Annotated in this window: 14 protein-coding genes; 8 read left to right on the forward strand and 6 right to left on the reverse strand. The window is 63.8% G+C overall.

Annotated features, from left to right (window positions below; translation table 11 throughout):
- Nucleotide 1: 1 nt before the first annotated feature.
- Nucleotides 2-1,045: a tRNA lysidine(34) synthetase TilS gene (gene tilS / locus ACTNFJ_RS08725; protein ID WP_435905922.1), complete on the reverse strand. Its 1,044-nt coding sequence runs from the start codon at nt 1,043-1,045 to the stop codon at nt 2-4.
- An 83-nt stretch (nt 1,046-1,128) separates the two neighbouring features.
- Between tilS and ppa the strand changes: the two genes are divergently transcribed.
- Nucleotides 1,129-1,620: an inorganic diphosphatase gene (gene ppa / locus ACTNFJ_RS08730; RefSeq protein WP_435905923.1), complete on the forward strand. Its 492-nt coding sequence runs from the start codon at nt 1,129-1,131 to the stop codon at nt 1,618-1,620.
- 267 nt (nt 1,621-1,887) lie between these two features.
- Here ppa and ACTNFJ_RS08735 read toward each other — a convergent pair whose 3' ends face one another.
- Nucleotides 1,888-3,180: a peptidoglycan DD-metalloendopeptidase family protein gene (locus tag ACTNFJ_RS08735; protein ID WP_435905924.1), complete on the reverse strand. Its 1,293-nt coding sequence runs from the start codon at nt 3,178-3,180 to the stop codon at nt 1,888-1,890.
- Nucleotides 3,181-3,413: 233 nt separating this feature from the next.
- On the opposite strand from ACTNFJ_RS08735, the gene ppk2 reads away from it, so the two are divergent.
- The 4 genes from ppk2 to ACTNFJ_RS08755 all read left to right on the forward strand — a co-directional run bounded on the left by ppk2 (nt 3,414) and on the right by ACTNFJ_RS08755 (nt 9,006).
- Nucleotides 3,414-4,475: a polyphosphate kinase 2 gene (gene ppk2 / locus ACTNFJ_RS08740; RefSeq protein ID WP_435905925.1), complete on the forward strand. Its 1,062-nt coding sequence runs from the start codon at nt 3,414-3,416 to the stop codon at nt 4,473-4,475.
- A 63-nt stretch (nt 4,476-4,538) separates the two neighbouring features.
- Complete coding sequence (locus ACTNFJ_RS08745) at nt 4,539-6,188, forward strand: SulP family inorganic anion transporter (RefSeq protein ID WP_435905926.1); 1,650 nt, start codon at nt 4,539-4,541, stop codon at nt 6,186-6,188.
- A gap of 122 nt (nt 6,189-6,310) precedes the next feature.
- The gene (locus ACTNFJ_RS08750) at nt 6,311-7,633 is read left to right on the forward strand and encodes a MalY/PatB family protein (protein ID WP_435905927.1); all 1,323 of its coding nucleotides are present in this window, start codon (nt 6,311-6,313) and stop codon (nt 7,631-7,633) included.
- A complete protein-coding gene (locus ACTNFJ_RS08755; protein ID WP_435905928.1) occupies nt 7,630-9,006 on the forward strand; it encodes an O-acetylhomoserine aminocarboxypropyltransferase/cysteine synthase family protein in 1,377 nt (458 codons plus the stop codon). The genes ACTNFJ_RS08750 and ACTNFJ_RS08755 overlap by 4 nt, the downstream gene beginning before the upstream one ends.
- Here the strand turns inward: ACTNFJ_RS08755 and ACTNFJ_RS08760 are convergent.
- Nucleotides 8,964-10,481 carry a DEAD/DEAH box helicase gene (locus ACTNFJ_RS08760; protein ID WP_435905929.1) on the reverse strand — a complete coding sequence of 506 codons (1,518 nt, stop codon included), beginning with the start codon at nt 10,479-10,481 and terminating at the stop codon, nt 8,964-8,966. The genes ACTNFJ_RS08755 and ACTNFJ_RS08760 overlap by 43 nt on opposite strands.
- A gap of 1 nt (nt 10,482) precedes the next feature.
- Nucleotides 10,483-13,944, reverse strand: coding sequence for an efflux RND transporter permease subunit (locus ACTNFJ_RS08765; RefSeq protein ID WP_435905930.1), 3,462 nt, complete (start codon nt 13,942-13,944; stop codon nt 10,483-10,485).
- A gap of 53 nt (nt 13,945-13,997) precedes the next feature.
- Between ACTNFJ_RS08765 and ACTNFJ_RS08770 the strand changes: the two genes are divergently transcribed.
- Entirely contained in the window at nt 13,998-15,320 is a 1,323-nt protein-coding gene (locus ACTNFJ_RS08770) for a DUF445 domain-containing protein (RefSeq protein WP_435905931.1), read from the forward strand.
- A 162-nt stretch (nt 15,321-15,482) separates the two neighbouring features.
- Here the strand turns inward: ACTNFJ_RS08770 and ACTNFJ_RS08775 are convergent, their stop codons facing one another.
- Nucleotides 15,483-16,118, reverse strand: coding sequence for a hypothetical protein (locus ACTNFJ_RS08775; RefSeq protein ID WP_435905932.1), 636 nt, complete (start codon nt 16,116-16,118; stop codon nt 15,483-15,485).
- 131 nt (nt 16,119-16,249) lie between these two features.
- Between ACTNFJ_RS08775 and ACTNFJ_RS08780 the strand changes: the two genes are divergently transcribed.
- Nucleotides 16,250-16,432, forward strand: a complete 183-nt coding sequence (locus ACTNFJ_RS08780) for a DUF3073 domain-containing protein (RefSeq protein WP_435905933.1) — start codon at nt 16,250-16,252, stop codon at nt 16,430-16,432.
- A 74-nt stretch (nt 16,433-16,506) separates the two neighbouring features.
- On the opposite strand, the gene purM is transcribed toward ACTNFJ_RS08780, so the two are convergent.
- A complete protein-coding gene (gene purM / locus ACTNFJ_RS08785; protein WP_435905934.1) occupies nt 16,507-17,616 on the reverse strand; it encodes a phosphoribosylformylglycinamidine cyclo-ligase in 1,110 nt (369 codons plus the stop codon).
- A gap of 134 nt (nt 17,617-17,750) precedes the next feature.
- Between purM and purF the strand changes: the two genes are divergently transcribed.
- Nucleotides 17,751-19,211: an amidophosphoribosyltransferase gene (purF, locus tag ACTNFJ_RS08790; protein WP_435905935.1), complete on the forward strand. Its 1,461-nt coding sequence runs from the start codon at nt 17,751-17,753 to the stop codon at nt 19,209-19,211.
- Nucleotides 19,212-19,250 lie beyond the last annotated feature (39 nt).

Consider the following 19,250-nt stretch of genomic DNA (forward strand, 5'->3'; position numbering starts at 1 on the left):
ATTAATGAGTGGATCCGCCGACCGCCCGAAAGTTCAACCGGCCCGCAATACGCTCCACTGTAGCGCCGGGAACATTGATGGGACCTTGACCATGCCACGCGGTGACGAGGGCCGCCGCGGCCAGGGTGTGCTCTCGACTCAGGTGAGAACCGAAGTGCGCGCGCGCGGCCAGCCGAATCATACGATTCCGGAGCGCGTCGGGCTGTTCCGCCAGGGCGTCCACGGGCAGGGCAATGCCGGATTGGGAGCGCTCCATGCACGAGGCGAGAAGTTGCTCGGCGAGGCGATCGAGCGCGTCAGCATCTTCCCGCGCGAGCTCTGCCGATCGAGCGAGACCCGAAGCGACGCCGGGTCCCAACTGTGTCTCCAGCAGCGGCAACACCCGCTCGCGCACACGCACTCGGGCGAACGTCGGGTCACTGTTGTGTGGATCCCGCCACGGTCTCAGGCCCTGCGCGCGGCACGCCTGTTCAGTGTCGCCTCGGCTGATCCCGAGAAAAGGCCGGTGGATCACGTCTCGTTCAGGGGGGATGCCCGCGATTGCGCGGATACCCGACCCCCGGGCTAGGGCGAGCAGTACCTGTTCTGCCTGGTCATCGCGGGTGTGCGCCGTAAGAATCGCTGCCGCGTTCGTCGCCGCGCGCACCTCCTGGAGCGCCTCGTATCGGGCAGCGCGGGCGGCGGCTTCCGGCCCCTCTGCATCACCGCGAGCGACATTCACCCGCCGCACGATCACAGGTTCGAGTCCGAGCGCTCTCGCCTGCTCAGCTGCATGCTGGGCAACCTCGTTCGAGCCCTCTTGCAGATCGTGATCCACGATCACCGCACCTGCCCGAAGCCCCAGGCGCGGCGCCTCAAAAGCAACAGCTGCGGCGAGCGCGAGCGAGTCCGCACCCCCAGAAAGCGCTACGAGCACGAGTGGGCGGTCTTCGGACCGGGCGCCGCCAGCCACCGGGGCAGATCGCGGCGCCCACTCTCTGAGCACTCGTCGGGCAGCGAGGCGCGTCCGAGCAACGGCAGGATCAAGCGGCGGCAGTCTGGTCACACGACCACGCTACCGGTCACCCTCGGGTACTCTGAGAGCGCACATCACCGCGAGGGCCACGCCCGCGAACACAAGGAGTATGCATGACCGCCGCATTCGACGCCGTCATCGAAATCCCCAAGGGGAGCCGCAACAAGTACGAGGTCGACCACGAGACCGGACGCGTCTATCTTGACCGCGTGCTCTACACCGGCTTCGTGTACCCGACCGACTACGGTTTCTTCGAGGAAACGCTCGGCGAAGACGGCGATCCGCTCGACGTGCTCGTGCTGCTCGACTACCCCGTGTTCCCTGGCGTCGGTATCAAGGTGCGCCCGGTTGGCGTGCTCAAGATGAGCGACGAGGCCGGCGGCGACGACAAGGTGATCGCGGTGCAGCACAAGGATCCGCGTTGGGCGCACATTCAGGATGTCGCCGACATTCCCGAGTACACCCGCAAGGAGATCGAGCACTTCTTCGAGCACTACAAGGATCTGGAGCCCGGCAAGTGGGTCAAGGTCGACGCGTGGGGCTCGGCCGCCGATGCGGAGCAGTTGATCATCGAGGCGCAGCAGCGCCTCGCAGACCAGCACTGAGGCTCAGCGGGAACTCAGCGTGCTGGGTTCCCGCGGGCAGCAGCGCCTCGCAGACCAGCACTGAGGCAGAGCGGGAGCTCAGCGTGCTGGGTTCCCGCGCGCAGCAGCGCCTCGCAGACCAGCACTGAGGCTCAGAGGGAACTCAGCGTGCTGGGTTCCCGCGTCAGTCTCGCCCATCAATGCGTCACATGTGCACCTATCTCCTCACCGGGAGGGTGCATGTGTGACGCATTGTTTATCGCGGGTGGATCAGCGCAGCGCAGCGACCTAGACGAATCCGTTGCCGACCGGGTCGATGAAGACGCCACCGCGCAGCACCTCGTAGTGGAGGTGGCAGCCGGTGCTCATGCCGGTTGTGCCGACGTAGCCGATGACCTGGCCGGCGTTGACCCACTGCCCGTAGCCGACGTTGAAGCGGCTGAGGTGCGCGAACCGGGTCTGGTACCCGTTGCCGTGGTTGAGGTAGATCATGTTGCCGCCGGTGTTGTCCATCCACCCGACGAAGCCGATGGTGCCCGAGTTCGGGGCGACGATCGGCACGCCGCAGCCGTTGACGAGGTCGACGCCGGTGTGCCCCCACCACTGCTGGAAGTACGTGGAGATGTAGCTGTAGGGAATTGGCACGTACCAGGCGCCGACGGTTCCACCGCCGCCACCGCCGTTGCCAGCGTTGTTTCCGCCGCCGCCACCGCCGCTGTTGCCAGCGTTCGCGGCAGCCTCGGCCGCCGCCTTCTCGGCCGCGATGCGCGCGGCTTCGGCCTCGCGGGCGAGTCGCTGCCGCTCTTCCTCTTCGAGGCGCAGACGCTCCTGGTATCCGGCGACGGTCGAAGTCGTGGTGTCCTTCAGTGCCGCGAGCTGCGTCTCGAGCACTGTCTGCTGCTCTTCCTGTGCCTGCAGTGCCTCAGCCTGACCAGCGACCGCTTCGGCCGCGGCCTGTTCGAGGTTCTCTTTCTCGACCTTCAGCGTCTCGCGCTGCTGCTCGGCCACCTCGGCCTGCTCGCCGAGCGAGGCGGCCGTGTTCATGGCCTGCTGCGCTTCCTCGGAAATGGCGGTGTTCCGTTCGGTCGCCTTCGACATCGAGGCGAGACGTTCGAGCAGCGCGTCGGCGGTGTCGCCCTCACTCTCGAGGAAAAGCTCGACGTTGCGGTCGACGCCGCCAGATCGATACATCTGCGACACCAGAGCGGCGGCCTGCGCCGTGGCGGCTTCCGCCTCGATTCGGCTCTGCTCGGCCTGCGCGTCGAGTGTTTCGGACTTTCGCGCAGCCGCCTGGAAAGCGGCCTCGGCGTCTTGAAATGCGCTCACCGAATCGGCATGCAGGTTGCGGAGGCGCTCAAGTTCGGCCTCACCCTGCGCGATGAGCCCCTCAATCTCAATGACTTTGGCGGCGGCGGTGGCCTCGTTCTGCTTCGCGGCTTCCACATCGGCCCAACTCGGCAAGTCGAGCGCCTGGGCGGGGACCGATCCCGTTCCTGCGCCGACCAGCCCGGTACCCAAGATCGCGGCAATCGCAAATCCCGCGATCCACCTCGTGCGTCTCGTTTGTGCCTGCTTGCGCATCAAGTTCCACCCCTCTAGATCGCCACCAGTCTCACACGTGCCGCGGCGTTCGGCCTCGAACCAGACCCACGCGTCGCGATCCCGTTATCGGGGCGAACCTTCAGGGTAGCATTGAAGGTTTTTCGAGTGCATGTTCATCGCGAATGAAACTTCATCCCAATTCAGGCATATTCTGAGATGAGGCCCGGTGTGTTGCGCCGGCTGTGGATCACCCCCACGCACGAGGAGGCCATGTGCCCAGTTCCGACGATCACGACACCACCATCACCGGTGAGCCCGGTGCACTGGATGAGGCTCCCGCTGCCAGCGCCAGCAGTGAAGGCTTTACCCTCGCCTCGCCTGATCAGGTTGATATCACCCCGGAGATTGACGAGATCGCTGAGCTACGCCGCAAGGGCAAGCCGCGCTTAGACAACGGCCCCGACGCGCCCTGGCGTCAGGGATACCCCTATGATCAGAAGCTCAGCGCGCGGGTCTACGACCGCGAGAAAAGAAAGCTCCAGATCGAGCTGCTGAAGCTGCAGGCGTGGGTAAAGGAAACCGGTCAGAAGATCGTCATCCTGTTTGAGGGCCGCGACGCCGCTGGCAAGGGAGGCGCGATTAAGCGTTTCACCGAGCACATGAACCCTCGTGGTGCTCGGGTCGTGGCTCTGGAGATCCCCACCGACCGCGAGCGCAGCTCCTGGTACTTCCAGCGCTACGCCGCGCACTTGCCGAGTGGCGGGGAGATCGTCATGTTTGACCGCTCGTGGTACAACCGGGCGGGCGTTGAACGCGTGATGGGGTACTGCACCCCGCAGGAGTATCTCGAGTTCACTCGATCTGCGCCCGAGTTCGAGCGGATGCTCGTGCAGTCAGGTATCCACCTCATCAAATTTTGGTTCTCGGTCGGCCGCGCCGAGCAGCATGACCGTTTTCTGTCGCGCTCAACGGACGAGGTGAAGCAGTGGAAGCTCTCGCCCACCGATCTCGCGAGCCTCGACAAGTGGGATGCGTACAGCGAGGCAAAGGAGGCGATGTTCTTCTTTACGGACACGGCTCACGCGCCCTGGACCGTGGTGAAATCAAACGACAAGAAGCGAGCCCGCTTGGAAGCCATGCGCTGGGTGCTCTCCCGCTTCGACTACCCGAACAAGGATCACCGACTGGTCGGTACTCCCGACCCGAGGATCATCGGGCGTCCAGAAGATGTCTACGACGAGGGCGAGACGCCCAGCGGGCATTTTCCGATCGTCGGTAAGGTCAGCAAGGGACCATCGGTGCGGCAGTCGACGACGGACGCACCCGGCAGGTAGCTCGGGCCTCAACAGGCTGCGCCTGCGGCCGGGCAGCGATCCACTGATGAGTGAGGTGACAGCGTGAACGGTAAGCCGGGGATTCTGCGCTCGTTTGGTTTATTGCTCCCTGCCGCCAGCGACTACAGTGGCGTGCCGCAAACTTGGCGCTCCGACCTGATCGCCGGAGTTACTGTCGGCATCGTTGCCCTCCCGCTCGCGCTCGCTTTTGGCGTGAGTTCGGGTGTGGGCGCCGAGGCCGGGTTGATCACTGCGATCGTCGCGGGCATAGTTGCTGCGGTATTCGGTGGATCACATGTGCAGGTATCAGGGCCGACGGGTGCAATGGTAGTGGTGCTCGCTCCGATAGTTGTCATGTACGGCGCTAGTGCCGTCGTCGTCGTGAGCATCATGGCGGGAGTGCTCGTTCTTGCCGCTGGACTTTTCAGACTTGGTCGGTCGGTGAGCTACATCCCATGGCCGGTAATCGAAGGATTCACCGCCGGCATTGGGGTGATTATCTTCCTGCAACAGGTGCCGTCCGCACTCGGCGTACAGAGCGAAGGGCACGCGACAAACGCGGTGGTTGCGGCGTGGCAAGTCATATCGGCTGCGACCTGGCCCGAGGCCCTGCTACCTCTAGGTATCGTTACCGCGGTTGCCGTGATCATGCTGTCTTTCGCCCGTTGGGCACCCTCGCTTCCCGGCTCCTTCATTGCAATCGTCGTCGTTGCGGTGGTTGCGGCGCTGATCCAGCTTCCGCTCGCGACCATCGGTGCGCTCCCTCACGCACTTCCTGCTCCGAGCCTGCCCGCTTTCGACTCGGCGATGATGATTGCTCTCATCGGGCCGGCCTTCGCGGTGGCGGCGCTCGCATCAATCGAGTCGCTTCTCTCCGCGCGGGTGGCGGCAACTCTCGCTCCCACCGGACCGCTGAACGCCGACCGCGAACTATTCGGGCAGGGGCTCGCCTCCATCGCCTCTGGGCTATTCGGCGGTATGCCCGCGACCGGGGCCATCGCCCGCACCGCAGTGAACGTCCGCAGCGGAGCGCGGTCACGCCTGGCCGCCATCGCGCACGCGATCCTATTGTTACTGGTCGTGCTGATCGCGGCGGATGTTGTCTCGGTCATCCCCCTCGCCGCCCTCTCGGGAGTACTCATGGTGACGGCCGCACGCATGGTCTCGTTGTCCACCATCCGACGGGTATTCCATTCCGGCACGTCCAGTGCGCTGGTGTTTCTGATCACGGCATTCGTGACGGTCGCATTCGACCTCATCGTCGCTGTCGGAATCGGGATCGCCGCAGCCGCATTCTTCGCCCTGCGCACCCTGAGCCGCTCGAGCGGCGCTCACCGCGAGCCATTACCCGACGAACCTCAGCCGGGCGACGATCGCATTGCCTTGTTCAGGCTCGAGGGTTCGCTGTTCTTCGGAGCTGCTGAGCGTTTGCTCGATGAGGTTGCCGAGGCGGGCGAGGTCGAGGTGGTGATCCTGCGTCTGTCGAGGCTGCAGATTGTCGATTCCACCGGGGCTCATGCCCTCGCCGAGATGGTCACGGCTCTGGAGCAGCGTGGAGCAACCGTGTTGATCAAGGGAATCCGTCCAGAACACCGAGGGCTGCTCGCGCAGCTCGGAGTGATCGAGTCGCTGCGCCACCCGAATCATCTGTTCACCGAACTCGATCCCGCTATCGAGCATGCCCGCAGCCACATCGCGCGGGCAGGTGGTTAGCCGATAGCGACCCCAAAGAGTACTCCGACGACCACACGGCCCGTCGAAACGATGCCGTGTTGGTCTTACGCCCGCTTACGTTCGAACGTCGCGCTGCGCCCGGAAAAGAGGAGAATGGGGGCATGGCTCCCGAATCAGACAGTCCCGATGCCCCTCGGGTGGTTGCCACAGGCGGTACCGGCCCGCAGGCCGACCCGTCTTCGGCAGAAACCGACCCGAGCGGCGTACCCTTCAGCGAACTCACTCCCGCGATCCTGCGCACCCAACGCACCAGCCTCAAGTGGACGCGCTTCTCAGCCGACATTCTGCCGCTGTTTGTCGCCGAGATGGATTTCACGCTCTCGCCCCAAGTGCAACAAGCCGTCATCTCGCGGGTGCTCGCAAGCGACACCGGGTATCTGGACGGCCCGGGCGAGCTCGCCCCTGTTTTCGCCGACTTCGCGCTCACCCGTTGGGGCTGGCAGGTGGATCCCTCTCACGTGCATCTCGCGACCGACGTCAGCTGCGGCATTGTCGAGCCACTTCGCCTGCACGTGCCCTCGGGCGGGCGGGTGGCGATCACCACCCCGGTGTACCCCTCATTTTTCGAGATGCTCGAGGAGCTCCCGGTCGAGATCGTGCAGATCCCGCTCATCCAGACGACTGTCCCCGCTACCGTGCCACCCGGTATTGAGGCTCGCCTTGATCTCGCGGCGCTTGAGCGCGCTTTCGCCGATGACCCCGGTATCGACGCGCTCGTTCTGAGTAATCCTCACAATCCGCACGGGCTGTTGCATTCTCCTGCAGATCTCGCGGAACTCGCACGTCTTGCCGCTACGTACGGCGTTTTCGTGATCTCCGACGAGATTCATGCCCCGCTGACCCACCGCGATCACGTGTTCACGCCGTTTGCACCGCTGGCGGCGGCTGCGGGGGCCCTCTCTGTCACCGCCACTTCCGCGAGCAAGGGTTGGAATGTTGCGGGGCTGAAATGCTCGGTCGTGGTCGCGGCTGACGCGCGTGCGAACCAGCTGCTGCGTCGCTTGCCACCCGAGGTGACCACGCGGGTAAGCATCCTCGGTCTGCACGCAAACATCGCCGCCTTCCGAGATGCGGGCGATTGGCTCGACCGAGCCGTCGCGCAGATCGAAGCGAATGCTGATCTGCTTGCCGAGCTCATTGCCGACAAGTTGCCGGGCGTGGCCTACGCTCGGCCGCACGCTGGGTACCTCGCTTGGCTGGACTTCAGCCAGGCTGGCATCGGTCCAGATCCGTTCCGTCGAATCCTCACCGAAGCGAAGGTAGCACTCGGTAAGGGCACCGCGTTTGGCGCGGGAGGCGAGGGTCACGTGCGCCTCAATCTCGCCTGCGCACCGGACACGATCCGTCAGGCAGTGGATCGCATCGCGGCACTGGTGGCGCAGGCACAGGGGCAAGAGCAGACACAGAACGGCGCGCTCTCGTGACCGAGCGCGATCCGCATCCGGCAGTTACACCGGTGGCCGACTGGAGTGGTTTCGGATTTGACACCCGGCAAGTGCATGCCGGCGAGAGACCCGATCTGAATGCGGGTCTTCGGGTACCGCCGATCGCGATGTCAGCGGGCTACGTGTTCACAGATTTCGAAGATGGCGCGGATCGATTCGCCGGACGATCGACTGACCCGATCTACTCGCGCCAGGGCAATCCGACGAACTGGGTCGCAGAGGAGCGGCTCGCCTCGCTAGAGGGCGGCACCGCTGCCGTTGCGGTATCGAGCGGGCAAGCGGCGATCAGTGCGGCCCTCTTCGCACTTGCGGGCTCTGGCGACCACATCGTTTCGACCGCCACGATCTACGGCGGCACCCGAATCCTGTTCGGCCGGAGCTTCAAACGATTCGGCATCGACGTCGATTACGTATGGGACGCGGCCGACGATGCCGAGTGGGAGCGCACGATCACCCCACGTACGAAGGCAATCTTCACAGAGTCGATTCCCAACCCCCGAAACGACGTCGTCGACCTGCGCCGATTGGCCGGGATCGCCGAGCGATACGGACTGCCGCTCGTCGTCGATAACACCGTGGCCACACCGGCACTCCTCCGCCCCATCGAACACGGTGCACACATCGTGGTGCACTCAACGACGAAGTTCCTGAGTGGTCACGGGGCTGCGGTGGGCGGTGCTGTGGTCGACGGCGGCATCTTCGATTGGGCGGGCTCTTCGCGCCACTTTCCCCTGGTTACGGATTGCCCGCGATCCGATGTCGCGTCCATGCTGGATCGATTCGGCACTTGCGCCTACGCGCGTGCCGTGCGGGAGTCAGTGGTCAACGACATTGGGCCGTCGCTGTCGCCGTTCAACGGATTTCTTCTGCTGCAGGGCATGGAAACCCTGTCGCTGCGCATGGAACGGCACGTGGAGTCGTCGATCACAATCGCCGCCTGGCTCGAGAAGCAGCCTGAGGTCGAATCGGTCGCCTATGCAGGGCTCCCTTCGAACCCGCTGTATGAACGTGCGTTGCGCGACTACGGCGGGCGGAGTGGGTCAGTGTTTGGCTTCACCGTGCGCGGCGGACGGGATGGTGCGCGCGCGTTCATCAACGGACTCGGCGTCTTTTCACGCATGACGGGTATCGGCGACACTCGATCGATGGCGATCCACCCAGCCACTTCAACCCATGCGACTTTCCCGGCCGAGCTCAACGAGCGTCTCGGCATTACCGAGGGGCTCGTGCGCCTCTCCGTCGGCATCGAGTCAGTAGACGACCTGATTGCCGATCTCCGCAGCGCACTCGACCGCGTCGCGAAGTCGCTCTACGCCGAAAGGGAATCGCCCGGTTCGAAGTCGCCGAAGTAGTCAGGCTCGATGCCCGCTGCCTCAAAAAGTTCGCGCGTGCGCTTCTGCCTCGTGCGCGGAATTAGGGTGATCACGCTGCCTGTCTTCCCCACGCGGCCGGTGCGGCCCGCGCGGTGCACGTAGGCCTTCGGGTCGTCGGGCGGATCCGCCTGGAGCACCGTGTCAATGTCGTCAACGTGGATGCCGCGCGCGGCAACATCGGTCGCGACCAGCACACGCACGTTGCCTTCGGTGAACTTCGCCAGATTGCGCTCACGTCGCGCCTGGCTGAGGTCACCGTGCAGGGGCAGCGCCTTCACCCCTGCCTCGGTGAGTCGCTCAGTAACCATCTCGGCATAAGCCCGGGTACGACAGAAGACCACCGTGCGCCCCCCTCCCGCGACGAGCTGCATCAGAACCTCGTCTTTGTGCTCGCGCAGAACGATCAATACCCGGTGGGTCACGTCGCTCGTGCCGCCCGGCTCCTCACTTAACCCCTCATCATCTACCACCTCGTGGATCGCGGGTCGCGGCATGAATTCAGCGACCAACGCCTCCACCCGCCCATCGAGCGTGGCCGAAAAGAGGAGCCGTTGCCCGCGGCGGCGGGTGGCTCGCAGCAGGCGCTGCACTGGTTCGATAAAACCCAGCTCGGCCATGTGATCGGCCTCGTCGATCACCGTCACCGCAACCTGGCCAAGATTCAGGTGACCCCGCATCGAGAGGTCCTCGATGCGACCGGGGGTACCGATCACGATGTCGACGCCGCGCGCAAGGGAGTGGAGCTGCGGCTCGAACGGAGCGCCCCCCACAAACTGACCGGTGTAGAACCCCACAGCACGCGCGATCGGCTGTACCGTGCGATCGATCTGCAGCGCGAGCTCCCGCGTCGGAGCGAGAATCAAGGCTTTCGGAGACCGCGCGACTTGTCGTGCTGGACGTTTCTGCTGAACGCCCCGCTGCGGTTTCTCCTTGGGCGCATCGGAGGGAAACGCACCCTCGGCCTTCAGCCTGAGCAGCCGTTCGACGAGGGCTGCCCCGAACGCGATGGTCTTTCCGGAGCCTGTGCGGCCTCGACCTAGCACGTGGTGGCCTTGGAGGATGTCGGGAATCGTCACGGCCTGAATTGCAAACGGGGTCATTGCGCCCTGCTCGGCAAGGGCACGCACGATGTTGCCACCGAGGCCGATATCGCTGAAGGTCGTGCCCGCTGCCTCGGCAGGCGTGGTGCGGCGGGCCTCAAGTGGCGCGGGGGGCACTGCAGGCAGAGCGGGTGGATCGGTGCGCTGCTCGCGCCGCGCACCACCCTCGTGCGCCGCGTCGCGGGTGCGCTCAGGTCGTTGCGGGGCAGGCCTAATCTTTTCGACATTACCGCTCTTGGCCCGTTTTACGCCGCCCGACTGCTCAGCGCGCCACCCCGCTTTGCTGGGTTTGTTGCCCCGACCCGGCTCGTAATTCTTGGGGGCTCGAAACCCGCCGCCTGACTTGCGTGCCACTCTAGACTCCACTCGGAGTGGAGTCGGTGTCGGCCGGACCGACCGCCGTCGGTGCGCTCGCTGGGTCCTTCGGCCCCGGTGCGCCACCTGGGGCGGCTACGGAAGATTCGGCGAGACGCAATTCGCGACGCTCGCGACGTCGTTCCCGCGACTGCTCGCGTCGACGTTCCACGGCGTAGTACAGCGTTGGCAACACGACCAGCGTGAGCACTGTTGACGAAAGTAGCCCGCCGATCACCACGATCGCGAGGGGCTGGGAGATAAACCCGCCCTTCCCCGTGATGCCAAGACCCATGGGCACGAGCGCAAGGATGGTCGCGAGCGCCGTCATCACGATGGGACGCAAACGAAGCAGGGATCCACTGCGCACCGCTTCATACAACGGTTTGCCACGGTCTCGGAGCTGGTTGACCAGGTCAATGAGCACGATCGCATTGGTCACCACGATACCGATGAGCATCAAGACCCCGATGAGTGAGGCGACCCCTAGCGGGATACCGGTGACCACGAGCAGGAGAATGGCGCCGGTGGCCGCAAACGGCACGGAGATGAGCAGCAACAGCGGCTGCAACAGGCTCTTGAAGGTCGCAACCATCACCACGTAAACGATCAAGATCGCAGCAAGGAGCGCAAGCCCAAGTTGCTCGAAGGACTCCGCCTGCTCAGAGAGCACCCCGCCAACGTCCGCACTAGCCCCCGCGGGCAGTTCCACCCCAGCGAGCGCTTCGTCGACCAGCGTTCCGGCCGCGCCGAGATCGTCTCCTTCTGGAAGCGCAGAGACGACCGCGATCCGCACCGTGTCTTGGGTGCTAATACTGACCGGCCCGTCGGTCACTGCGACCGTGGCGAGCGAATCCAGCCGCACCTCGCCGTCACGCGTCGGGATCGAGAGAGCAGCAACGCCCGCTGGGTCGTTCGGCGCAGCGCCCTGTGAGAGGTACACGCCGATCGAGGTCGCATCGATAACGATCTGCCCGATCTGCGAGGGACTCATCTGCTGAGCAACGATGGTGGCGACCGCGACCTCGCTAAGACCGGCGTCGGCGGCCCTGCCACGATCCACTTCGACGGCCAGGTACGGCCTGGATGTCGCGAGGTCACTCTCGACCTGCACGAGCCCGTCCTGATCACGCAGAGCCGCGACCACCGCGTCGTTCGCCTCAGTGAGCGTGTTCTGGTCAGGAGCGGACACGGACACCTCGATCGCACCGGATCCGCCGATCGGGCCGCCGCCGCTGGCAATCGAGAACTCTCCGGCGTCGTCAAGCGCCTCGACCGTCGTGCGGATCTCATCTTGCAGCTCTGCCTGCGAGGCATCGGGGTTCGTGGTGATCGCGTAGCGAATCACGCCGTCACCCCCGCCAAACGCTGCCTGAATGCCAGCGCCGCCGCTGCCTATCGTGACCTGCACGATGTCGACCTCGGGGATCCCGGCGAGGGCTTCCTCGACCCGCTCGGCCTCGACGAGTTGCGCCTCCAGGCTTGTGCCAGCCGCGAGGGTCTGGCTCAGGTTGACAGAATTCTGTTCGTCGTTGCCGATGAAGTTGGTCTTCATGAGCGGCGCGGTGGCGATCGTACCGCCGAAGACGAGCAGCGCAACCACGAGGGTGACGGCAGGATGCTTGAGCGTCCAGTCGATGACGGGGCGGTACCCGCGAAGCACGAGACCGGAGACACCGCGCTTGGCGTCGGGTTCCTCATCAGTGGGCGCGAGTTCGTGACTGTTCGAGACCGCAGCGGTGTCACCCGGATGCGCTCCGCTGCCGAGCGCGCTTGCGGTGGGTTCGGGTGCAGGAGTCAACTCGTCAGCGCGTGCCGCAGCTCCGGCACGGGTGCGTGCGTTGTCTCGCAGGAACCAGTATGCAAGCACCGGCACGATGGTCAGCGACACGAAGAGTGAGGCTGCGAGCGCGATCGAGACCGTGAACGAGAAGGGGCGGAAGAGCTCGCCGACCGTGCCCGAGACAAAGGCGAGCGGAAGGAACACGGCAATAGTGGTCACCGTTGATGCCGTAATCGCCCCCGCAACCTCACGCACGGCGCGCACGATGACCGTACGACGGTCGTCAGGACTCGGGAATGCCAGGTGCCGCTTGATGTTCTCGATGACCACGATCGAGTCGTCAACGACGCGTCCAATAGAGATGGTGAGGGCGCCGAGCGTCAGCAGGTTCAGGGTGTACTCGGCGAAGTTCAGCCCAATGAAGGTGAGCAGCACCGAGACCGGAATCGAGATCGCCGTAACCAGCGTCGCCCGGAGCGACAGCAGGAATATCAGGATGACCAACACGGCGAATACGAGCCCGAGCAAGCCCTCTACGGCGAGAGTCTCGATGGACTGCTCGATGTAAGGGGCCTGATCGAATATCACCTCAAGCGACGCGCCCTGCAAGGACTCTTCGAGGCCGGGCAATGCCTCAATCACTGCGTGGGAAACATCGACCGTGTTGGCCGACGAAAGCTTGGTGACCGCGATGGTGACCGCGGGTTTGCCGTTGACCCGCGAGATGCTCTGTTGTGGGTTCTGTTCGAGCGCCACTGTGGCTACGTCACCGATTGTGATGGTGGGGAGCGGCTCGGCCGCTGCCGGTGGCGCCTGTGCGAGCGCTCCGCCCGTGCCGAAGCCAGCAGCTCCGAGCGGTGACTGAGCGGAAGCTGCCGATGCTGCGGCCTCCGCCGCTGCGGTTGCTTCCGCCCGCGCCGCGAGAATCTCGGCGCTGCGCGTCAGCGGCAACGACGAAATGTCATCAACCGATTCAAGGGTGGAGCCAGCCTGCACGGCGAGCGTTCGGTCTTCCTCGGTCACCGTCCCGGCGGCGACGAGCACACCGCTTTGCTGCAGCGCGTCGCGAATCGATTGTGCGGTCACGGCCTCTTCTGCGAGCCGCTCATCGTCAGGCGTGATCGTCACGCGGTCACCACGTGCTCCAGCGAGTTGCGCCTCGCGAACCCCGTCGAGCTCGCCGAGCTCAGGGATGGCGATGCGATCCACCAATTCTGCGGTCACTTCAGGCTCCACCCCATCGGGCGGGGTAATGGCAATCTGAATGATCGGGAAGTCGTCGATGCTGCCCGACGCGACCTGAGGATCGACAGCATCTGGAAGCACCCGAGAGATGCGGCTAATCGCACGCTCCACTTTCTGCTCCGTCGATGGCAGGTCGACTCCGTAGGTGAACTGTGCCAGCACGGTCGAGATGCCGGTCGATGAGGTCGCCGTGCTGCTCTCGAGCCCCGGAACGCCTCGCAGCGCCGTCTCAATAGGATCGGACACGTCGGAATTGACGACTTCGGGGGAAGCGCCTGGATACGCGGTGATGACGACGATTGCCGGAAACTGCACCGAGGGGATCAGCTCCTGCTTCAGAGCGTTCACGCTAATGAGGCCAAATAGCGAGGCAACGATGGTAACCAGTGCGATGAGCGCGCGATTCTTGAGGCTCGCTGCGGCAAGGAGGTGCATCCTCACATCTTCCCATGCACGACTGAACTGCACCTGCGCGGGATAATACTTAGATGACCCGCATTCGCGCTCAACAATCCCCGGCCGCAGGTCGGCCGCGTCGCACATTGGGTGCGACCACCCCGGCGGATTTTGAGCGGTTGCGGCAGCTTCGTCGCATGCAGGCATTCGCACTCGGGTTGCTGCTCTTCATGGCGCTGGTGTTTGTTGTTTCCTTTGCCCTGCAGGATCGAGTCCCCTGGCTCGCGTATGTGCGTGCCGCCAGCGAAGGTGGGATGGTCGGAGCCCTTGCTGACTGGTTCGCAGTAACGGCCATCTTCCGCTACCCGCTCGGCATCAAGATTCCGCACACCAGCCTCATCTCAAACAAAAAAGATGAGATTGGCGAAGGTCTCGGATCGTTCATAGAAGAGAACTTCCTCGCCGACGAGGTCGTGCACGAAAAACTCAGTACGATCAGCGGCGCACGCATGGCGGGCGAGTGGCTGGTTGATCGTCATCACTCCGAACGGCTCGGCGAGATGATTGCCAGTGCAGGTCTCGGGGCTCTCACTGTACTTAACGACAGCGACGTGCAGGAGCTGCTTGAGGCGCTTGTGCGCCGGCACGTTATCGAGCCCGATTGGAGCCCCCTGCTCGGAGGCGCGATCGATTCGTTTGTCGCAGGGTCACACCAAGAGGCTCTCATCGACATGGCGGCGGCCCGCCTGGAGGATTGGCTGATCCACCATCCCGACGCATTCGACAGCATGGTCTCTTCGCGCCTGCCCTCGTGGCTACCGAGCGTCGCACAGCGATTCGTCGACGGTCGGCTGCACGCTGAGACGGTGCGTTTCGCGCAGTCGGTGCGGGCGGATCAGCAGCATCCTTTCCGACTGGCTGTCGCTGGCTTCCTCGCTGACTTGGCCGAAGACCTGCGTGAAAAACCCGAGCTGCAAGCCCAGCTCGAGGCCTTTAAGCACGAAGTGTTCGACAGCCCCCGCATTCGATCGCTCGCCGACAGCACCTGGGCAACCGCACGCGCAGCCCTTGTCGAAATGCTGGAAGATCCCGCGAGTGAACTGCGCACCCGAATGGTGTTGGCTTTGCAGGACTTCGGGCACCGCCTGCAGAGCGAGCCCACCCTGCAGTTCAAGATCGACGTGTGGGTGATGCAGGTCACCGAACACCTGGTGCGGAGTTACCGACACGACATCGCGAGTGTGGTGAGTGAGACGGTACAGCGCTGGGATGCCCAGGAGGCTGCCGAAAAGATCGAGCTGCAGGTCGGGAAGGATCTCCAGTTCATCCGCATCAATGGCACGGTGGTGGGTGCACTCGCCGGGCTCGGCATCTTTACGTTTGCGTCACTCGTTATCGCCCCGCTCACCTCCTAGGAGCTCACGCGCCGATCCTCTCGGATTTCTGCATCTACTCGGAGCCATAGCCGGAACTTGATCCTCAGTTCTGGATATCTCGGAGTTTGCCCGTGCCCGACTGAGGATCCAGTGCGCCTGATCGGCAAGCGGATCAGGGCAGTGGATCAGGGACCACACGGATCAGGGGGCATACGCAACGGGAAGCTGCAGGTCTTGCACGCGATCGTTTGCTGCGGTGTGGTCAGCCCTGGTTGTGATCGCACAGAGCGAGACTGTGCAGTCGAGACCGTTGGATGCGGACTCCGGAACTAGCAACGTCGCGGCGAAGGTGCCTGATGCGGCATCGTCGTACCCTTGATTCGCGAATGCTGCCCAAGCGAAGTTGTTGGTGATCCAGACACTGGTCTCCGCTACCACTGCACCCTCGGCGGTCTCGGGAATACCACCGAGGCATGGCGAGGGCTTCTCACCCGGAACTGAGGGGACGGCACAGATCGCCACGTATATTCCAATTCCGGAATCAAAGCCGGAACCCCGAACAATGAGCTCTTCTCCAGGTGAGAGTTGGGCGAGGTCTGCAGGAGAACCGGCAGTTGTCTCGACGACGATCTCACGAATTCGTCCGTCGGCACCCTCGGCGCTTGCCTCATTGACGAACCCCTCGGGCAGCTGGTCTTGCCCCGAACTGCCGGCACTGTTGTGAGTCAGGATCGGCACGACTATCCACGCCGCTGCGGCCAACACAAGGGTGGCGGTAACGAGCGTCACGATCAGTACGCGACGCACAATTCGTTGTCGCTTTGGTGAGTTGGCCACGGCCCCATCCTATCGACGCGTCTTGTGCCGCCTCAGGCGTGATAAGCTTTGCCTCATACGTTTATTCTAAGCAACCCTTGCCTCGCGGAAATTGCATTTTCGCGAGGCCCGAATGTGTAAGGGGGTCACGCATGGGGCGCGGCCGTCAAAAAGCAAAGCACACCAAGGTAGCTCGGGAGTTGAAGTACTTCAGCCCGAACACGAACCTTACTGAGCTTGAACGGGAGCTCGCCGCACGTCAGGCGAGCGCTGATCCGTGGGCTGAGTATGCTGACAAGTACAACACTGAGGACGACTCAGACGACGAGAAGTAGCGCGCAAGCGTACTGCTTCGAACGCCCCGCCATGAGCGGGGCGTTCGTCGTTGCCTAGTCCGAACGAGATCTCCTCAGTCGGCGTAGCTGCCGACAAGTCTCACGGCCCCGCCGTCGACTCCCTTGGCACCTTGCTCGAAACCGGCGAAGTCGCGCGCGCTCGTCGAAATCGTGCCGGCCACCCACGTGGTGAGACCTTCAGCGCGCAAACGATCTGCAACCGCACCAGCACGCGCACCATCCACCACTGCAAACATCCCGATGCCAAGGTTCCACGCTCCCTCGAGGCTCTCGAGGGAATGCCCACCGAGATCGGCGAGGTGCCGGAAGACCGGAAGTGGTGACCAGCTCTGGCGATCGACCTCAACCCAGGTGCCGACCGGCAGCACGCGTGCAAGGTTTGCCGCAATACCGCCCCCGGTGACGTGACTCAGCGAGTGGATCGCACCATCGAGCGCGGGGTCATCAAGCACGCGCAGCAGCGGAGCGGTATAGAGCGCCGTCGGGACGAGTAGCGCTTCGCCATAGGTGGCGCCCAGCTCGGCCGAGTGGTCGGTGTAGAGCAGGTCGCTGCCAGCCATGATGTGGCGCACGAGCGAGAAGCCGTTCGAATGCAGACCCGAGGCCCCCATCGCGAGCACCACGTCACCGTCACGCACCCGGTCAGGCCCGAGCAGGCGGTCGGCCTCGACGACACCCACTGCCGCACCGGCCACGTCGTAGTCGTCAACACCCAGCAAGCCCGGGTGTTCGGCAGTCTCGCCACCCACGAGCGCGGTGCCGGTTGCCTCGCACGCCTCGGCGATGCCTCGCACAATCGCAGCGATGCGCTCGGGCACGAGCTTGCCACAGGCAATGTAGTCGGTCATGAAAAGCGGCTTCGCGCCGACAACGACGATGTCGTCGACGACCATGGCAACCAGGTCTTGGCCAATGGTGTCGTGTTTGTCGAGGACCTGCGCGATTGCGACCTTCGTGCCAACGCCGTCGGTTGAGCTGGCAAGCAGCGGACGCTTATAGCCGGTTAGCGCTGACGCATCGAAGAGGCCGGCGAAACCGCCCACCCCGCCGAGCACCTCGGGCCCATGGGTGCGGGCAACCGCCGACTTCATCAGCTCAACGGCAACATCTCCGGCTGCAGTGTCAACACCGGCCTGGGCATAGATCGACGGGTTCTCGCTCACAGGCCCAAGCCTACCGTGCCCCGAGTGACACCCCGCGATCCTCCGGAGACACCGCAGGAGCACACTGGTGGATGTGCGAGACTTAATTGGCCGCGGTGCGCGGCACCCCTTCGTTCGCAGGAGCAACATCTAGCATGTGCGGCATTGTCGGCATCGTCTCGCAGGAACCCGTTAACCAACAGATCTACGACAGCCTGCTGTTGCTGCAGCACCGAGGTCAGGACTCAACGGGTATCGCCACCGCTGACGGAAGTCAGTTCCACATGGTGAAGTCACGCGGGCAGGTACGCGAGGCATACCGCACTCGCGACATGCGCAGCCTGCTCGGCACGCTCGGCCTGGGCCATGTCCGTTACGCAACCAGCGGCTCAGCATCGCGCGAGGAAGAGGCTCAGCCCTTCTACGTCAATGCCCCCTACGGCATCATCCTGGTGCACAATGGGAACCTCACCAACACGCGCGCGCTCAGTGCTGAGCTGTACAACGTGGATCGACGCCATCTGAACACGCACAGTGACACGGAATTGTTACTGAATGTGTTGGCGAACGAGTTGCAATCGACCGTCACCGGCCCGTCTCTCGGCGCAGATCAAGTGTTCGACGCGGTCGAACGCCTGCATGAACGAGTCGAAGGATCGTACGCGACGATCGCGCTTATTGCCGGACACGGACTCCTCGCGTTCCGCGATCCGTTAGGCATTCGTCCTCTGGTCTTGGGCCGCCGAGATGGCGCTCAGGGTCGCGACGAGTGGGTCATTGCTTCTGAGTCACTCGTGCTTGAGTCTCGCGGATACGAGATAGTGCGCGATGTGGATCCGGGTGAAGCGATCCTCATATCCCCCGACGGCACCCTGGCCTCCCGCCAGTGCGCAAAGACTCCGCGACTGCTTCCCTGCGCATTCGAGTACATCTACCTCGCCAGGCCCGACTCGATCATGAACGGTATCTCGGTCTACGATGCACGGCTGCGTCTCGGAAATGTACTCGCCGAGCAGATCTCGTCCGAAGTTCCGAGCGGCAGCATCGACGTCGTCATGCCAATTCCTGATTCTGCCAGGCCAAGCGCGATGCAGGTCGCGCAGAAGCTCGGCATCGAGTATCGAGAGGGCTTCTTTAAGAATCGCTATATTGGCCGCACCTTCATCATGCCCGGACAAGCGGTGCGCAAGCAGAGCGTCAGGCAAAAACTCAACGCCATGGGTACGGAGTTCCGCGGCAAAAACGTCTTGATTGTCGACGACTCGATAGTGCGCGGCACAACCTCTCGCGAGATCGTCGAGATGGCCCGCACCGCCGGCGCGAACTCGGTGACCTTCGCGTCAGCAGCTCCGCCTGTCTTATTTCCGCACGTCTACGGCATCAATATGCCGAGTCGCGGTGAGCTGATCGCCCACGGGCGGAGCATAGACCAGATCGCGACGGAGCTTGCCGCAGACCATCTCGTGTATCAAACGGTTGACGGCATGAATCGCGCGATTTTAGATGGCCAATCCGCAGTAACAGAACTCGAAGAGAGTTGTTTCACCGGCGAGTATCTTGCTGGCAATGTCGACGAAGAATACCTCTCCTGGGTCGAGTCGACGCAGACTAGCTAATCCAGCGCGGCTCGCACGTCGAATCTCGCGTCACACACG

The organism is Leucobacter shiyiweii (assembly GCF_052446065.1).
GTDB lineage: Bacteria > Actinomycetota > Actinomycetes > Actinomycetales > Microbacteriaceae > Leucobacter.

Coding starts and splice junctions, on each gene's coding strand:
- ACTNFJ_RS08735 (WP_435905924.1), bottom strand. CDS start 3,180: ATGCGCAAGCAGGCACAAACGAGACGCACGAGGTGGATCGCGGGATTT.
- ACTNFJ_RS08765 (WP_435905930.1), bottom strand. CDS start 13,944: ATGCACCTCCTTGCCGCAGCGAGCCTCAAGAATCGCGCGCTCATCGCA.
- purF (WP_435905935.1), top strand. CDS start 17,751: ATGTGCGGCATTGTCGGCATCGTCTCGCAGGAACCCGTTAACCAACAG.
- ACTNFJ_RS08750 (WP_435905927.1), top strand. CDS start 6,311: ATGGCTCCCGAATCAGACAGTCCCGATGCCCCTCGGGTGGTTGCCACA.
- ACTNFJ_RS08780 (WP_435905933.1), top strand. CDS start 16,250: ATGGGGCGCGGCCGTCAAAAAGCAAAGCACACCAAGGTAGCTCGGGAG.
- ACTNFJ_RS08770 (WP_435905931.1), top strand. CDS start 13,998: ATGACCCGCATTCGCGCTCAACAATCCCCGGCCGCAGGTCGGCCGCGT.
- ppa (WP_435905923.1), top strand. CDS start 1,129: ATGACCGCCGCATTCGACGCCGTCATCGAAATCCCCAAGGGGAGCCGC.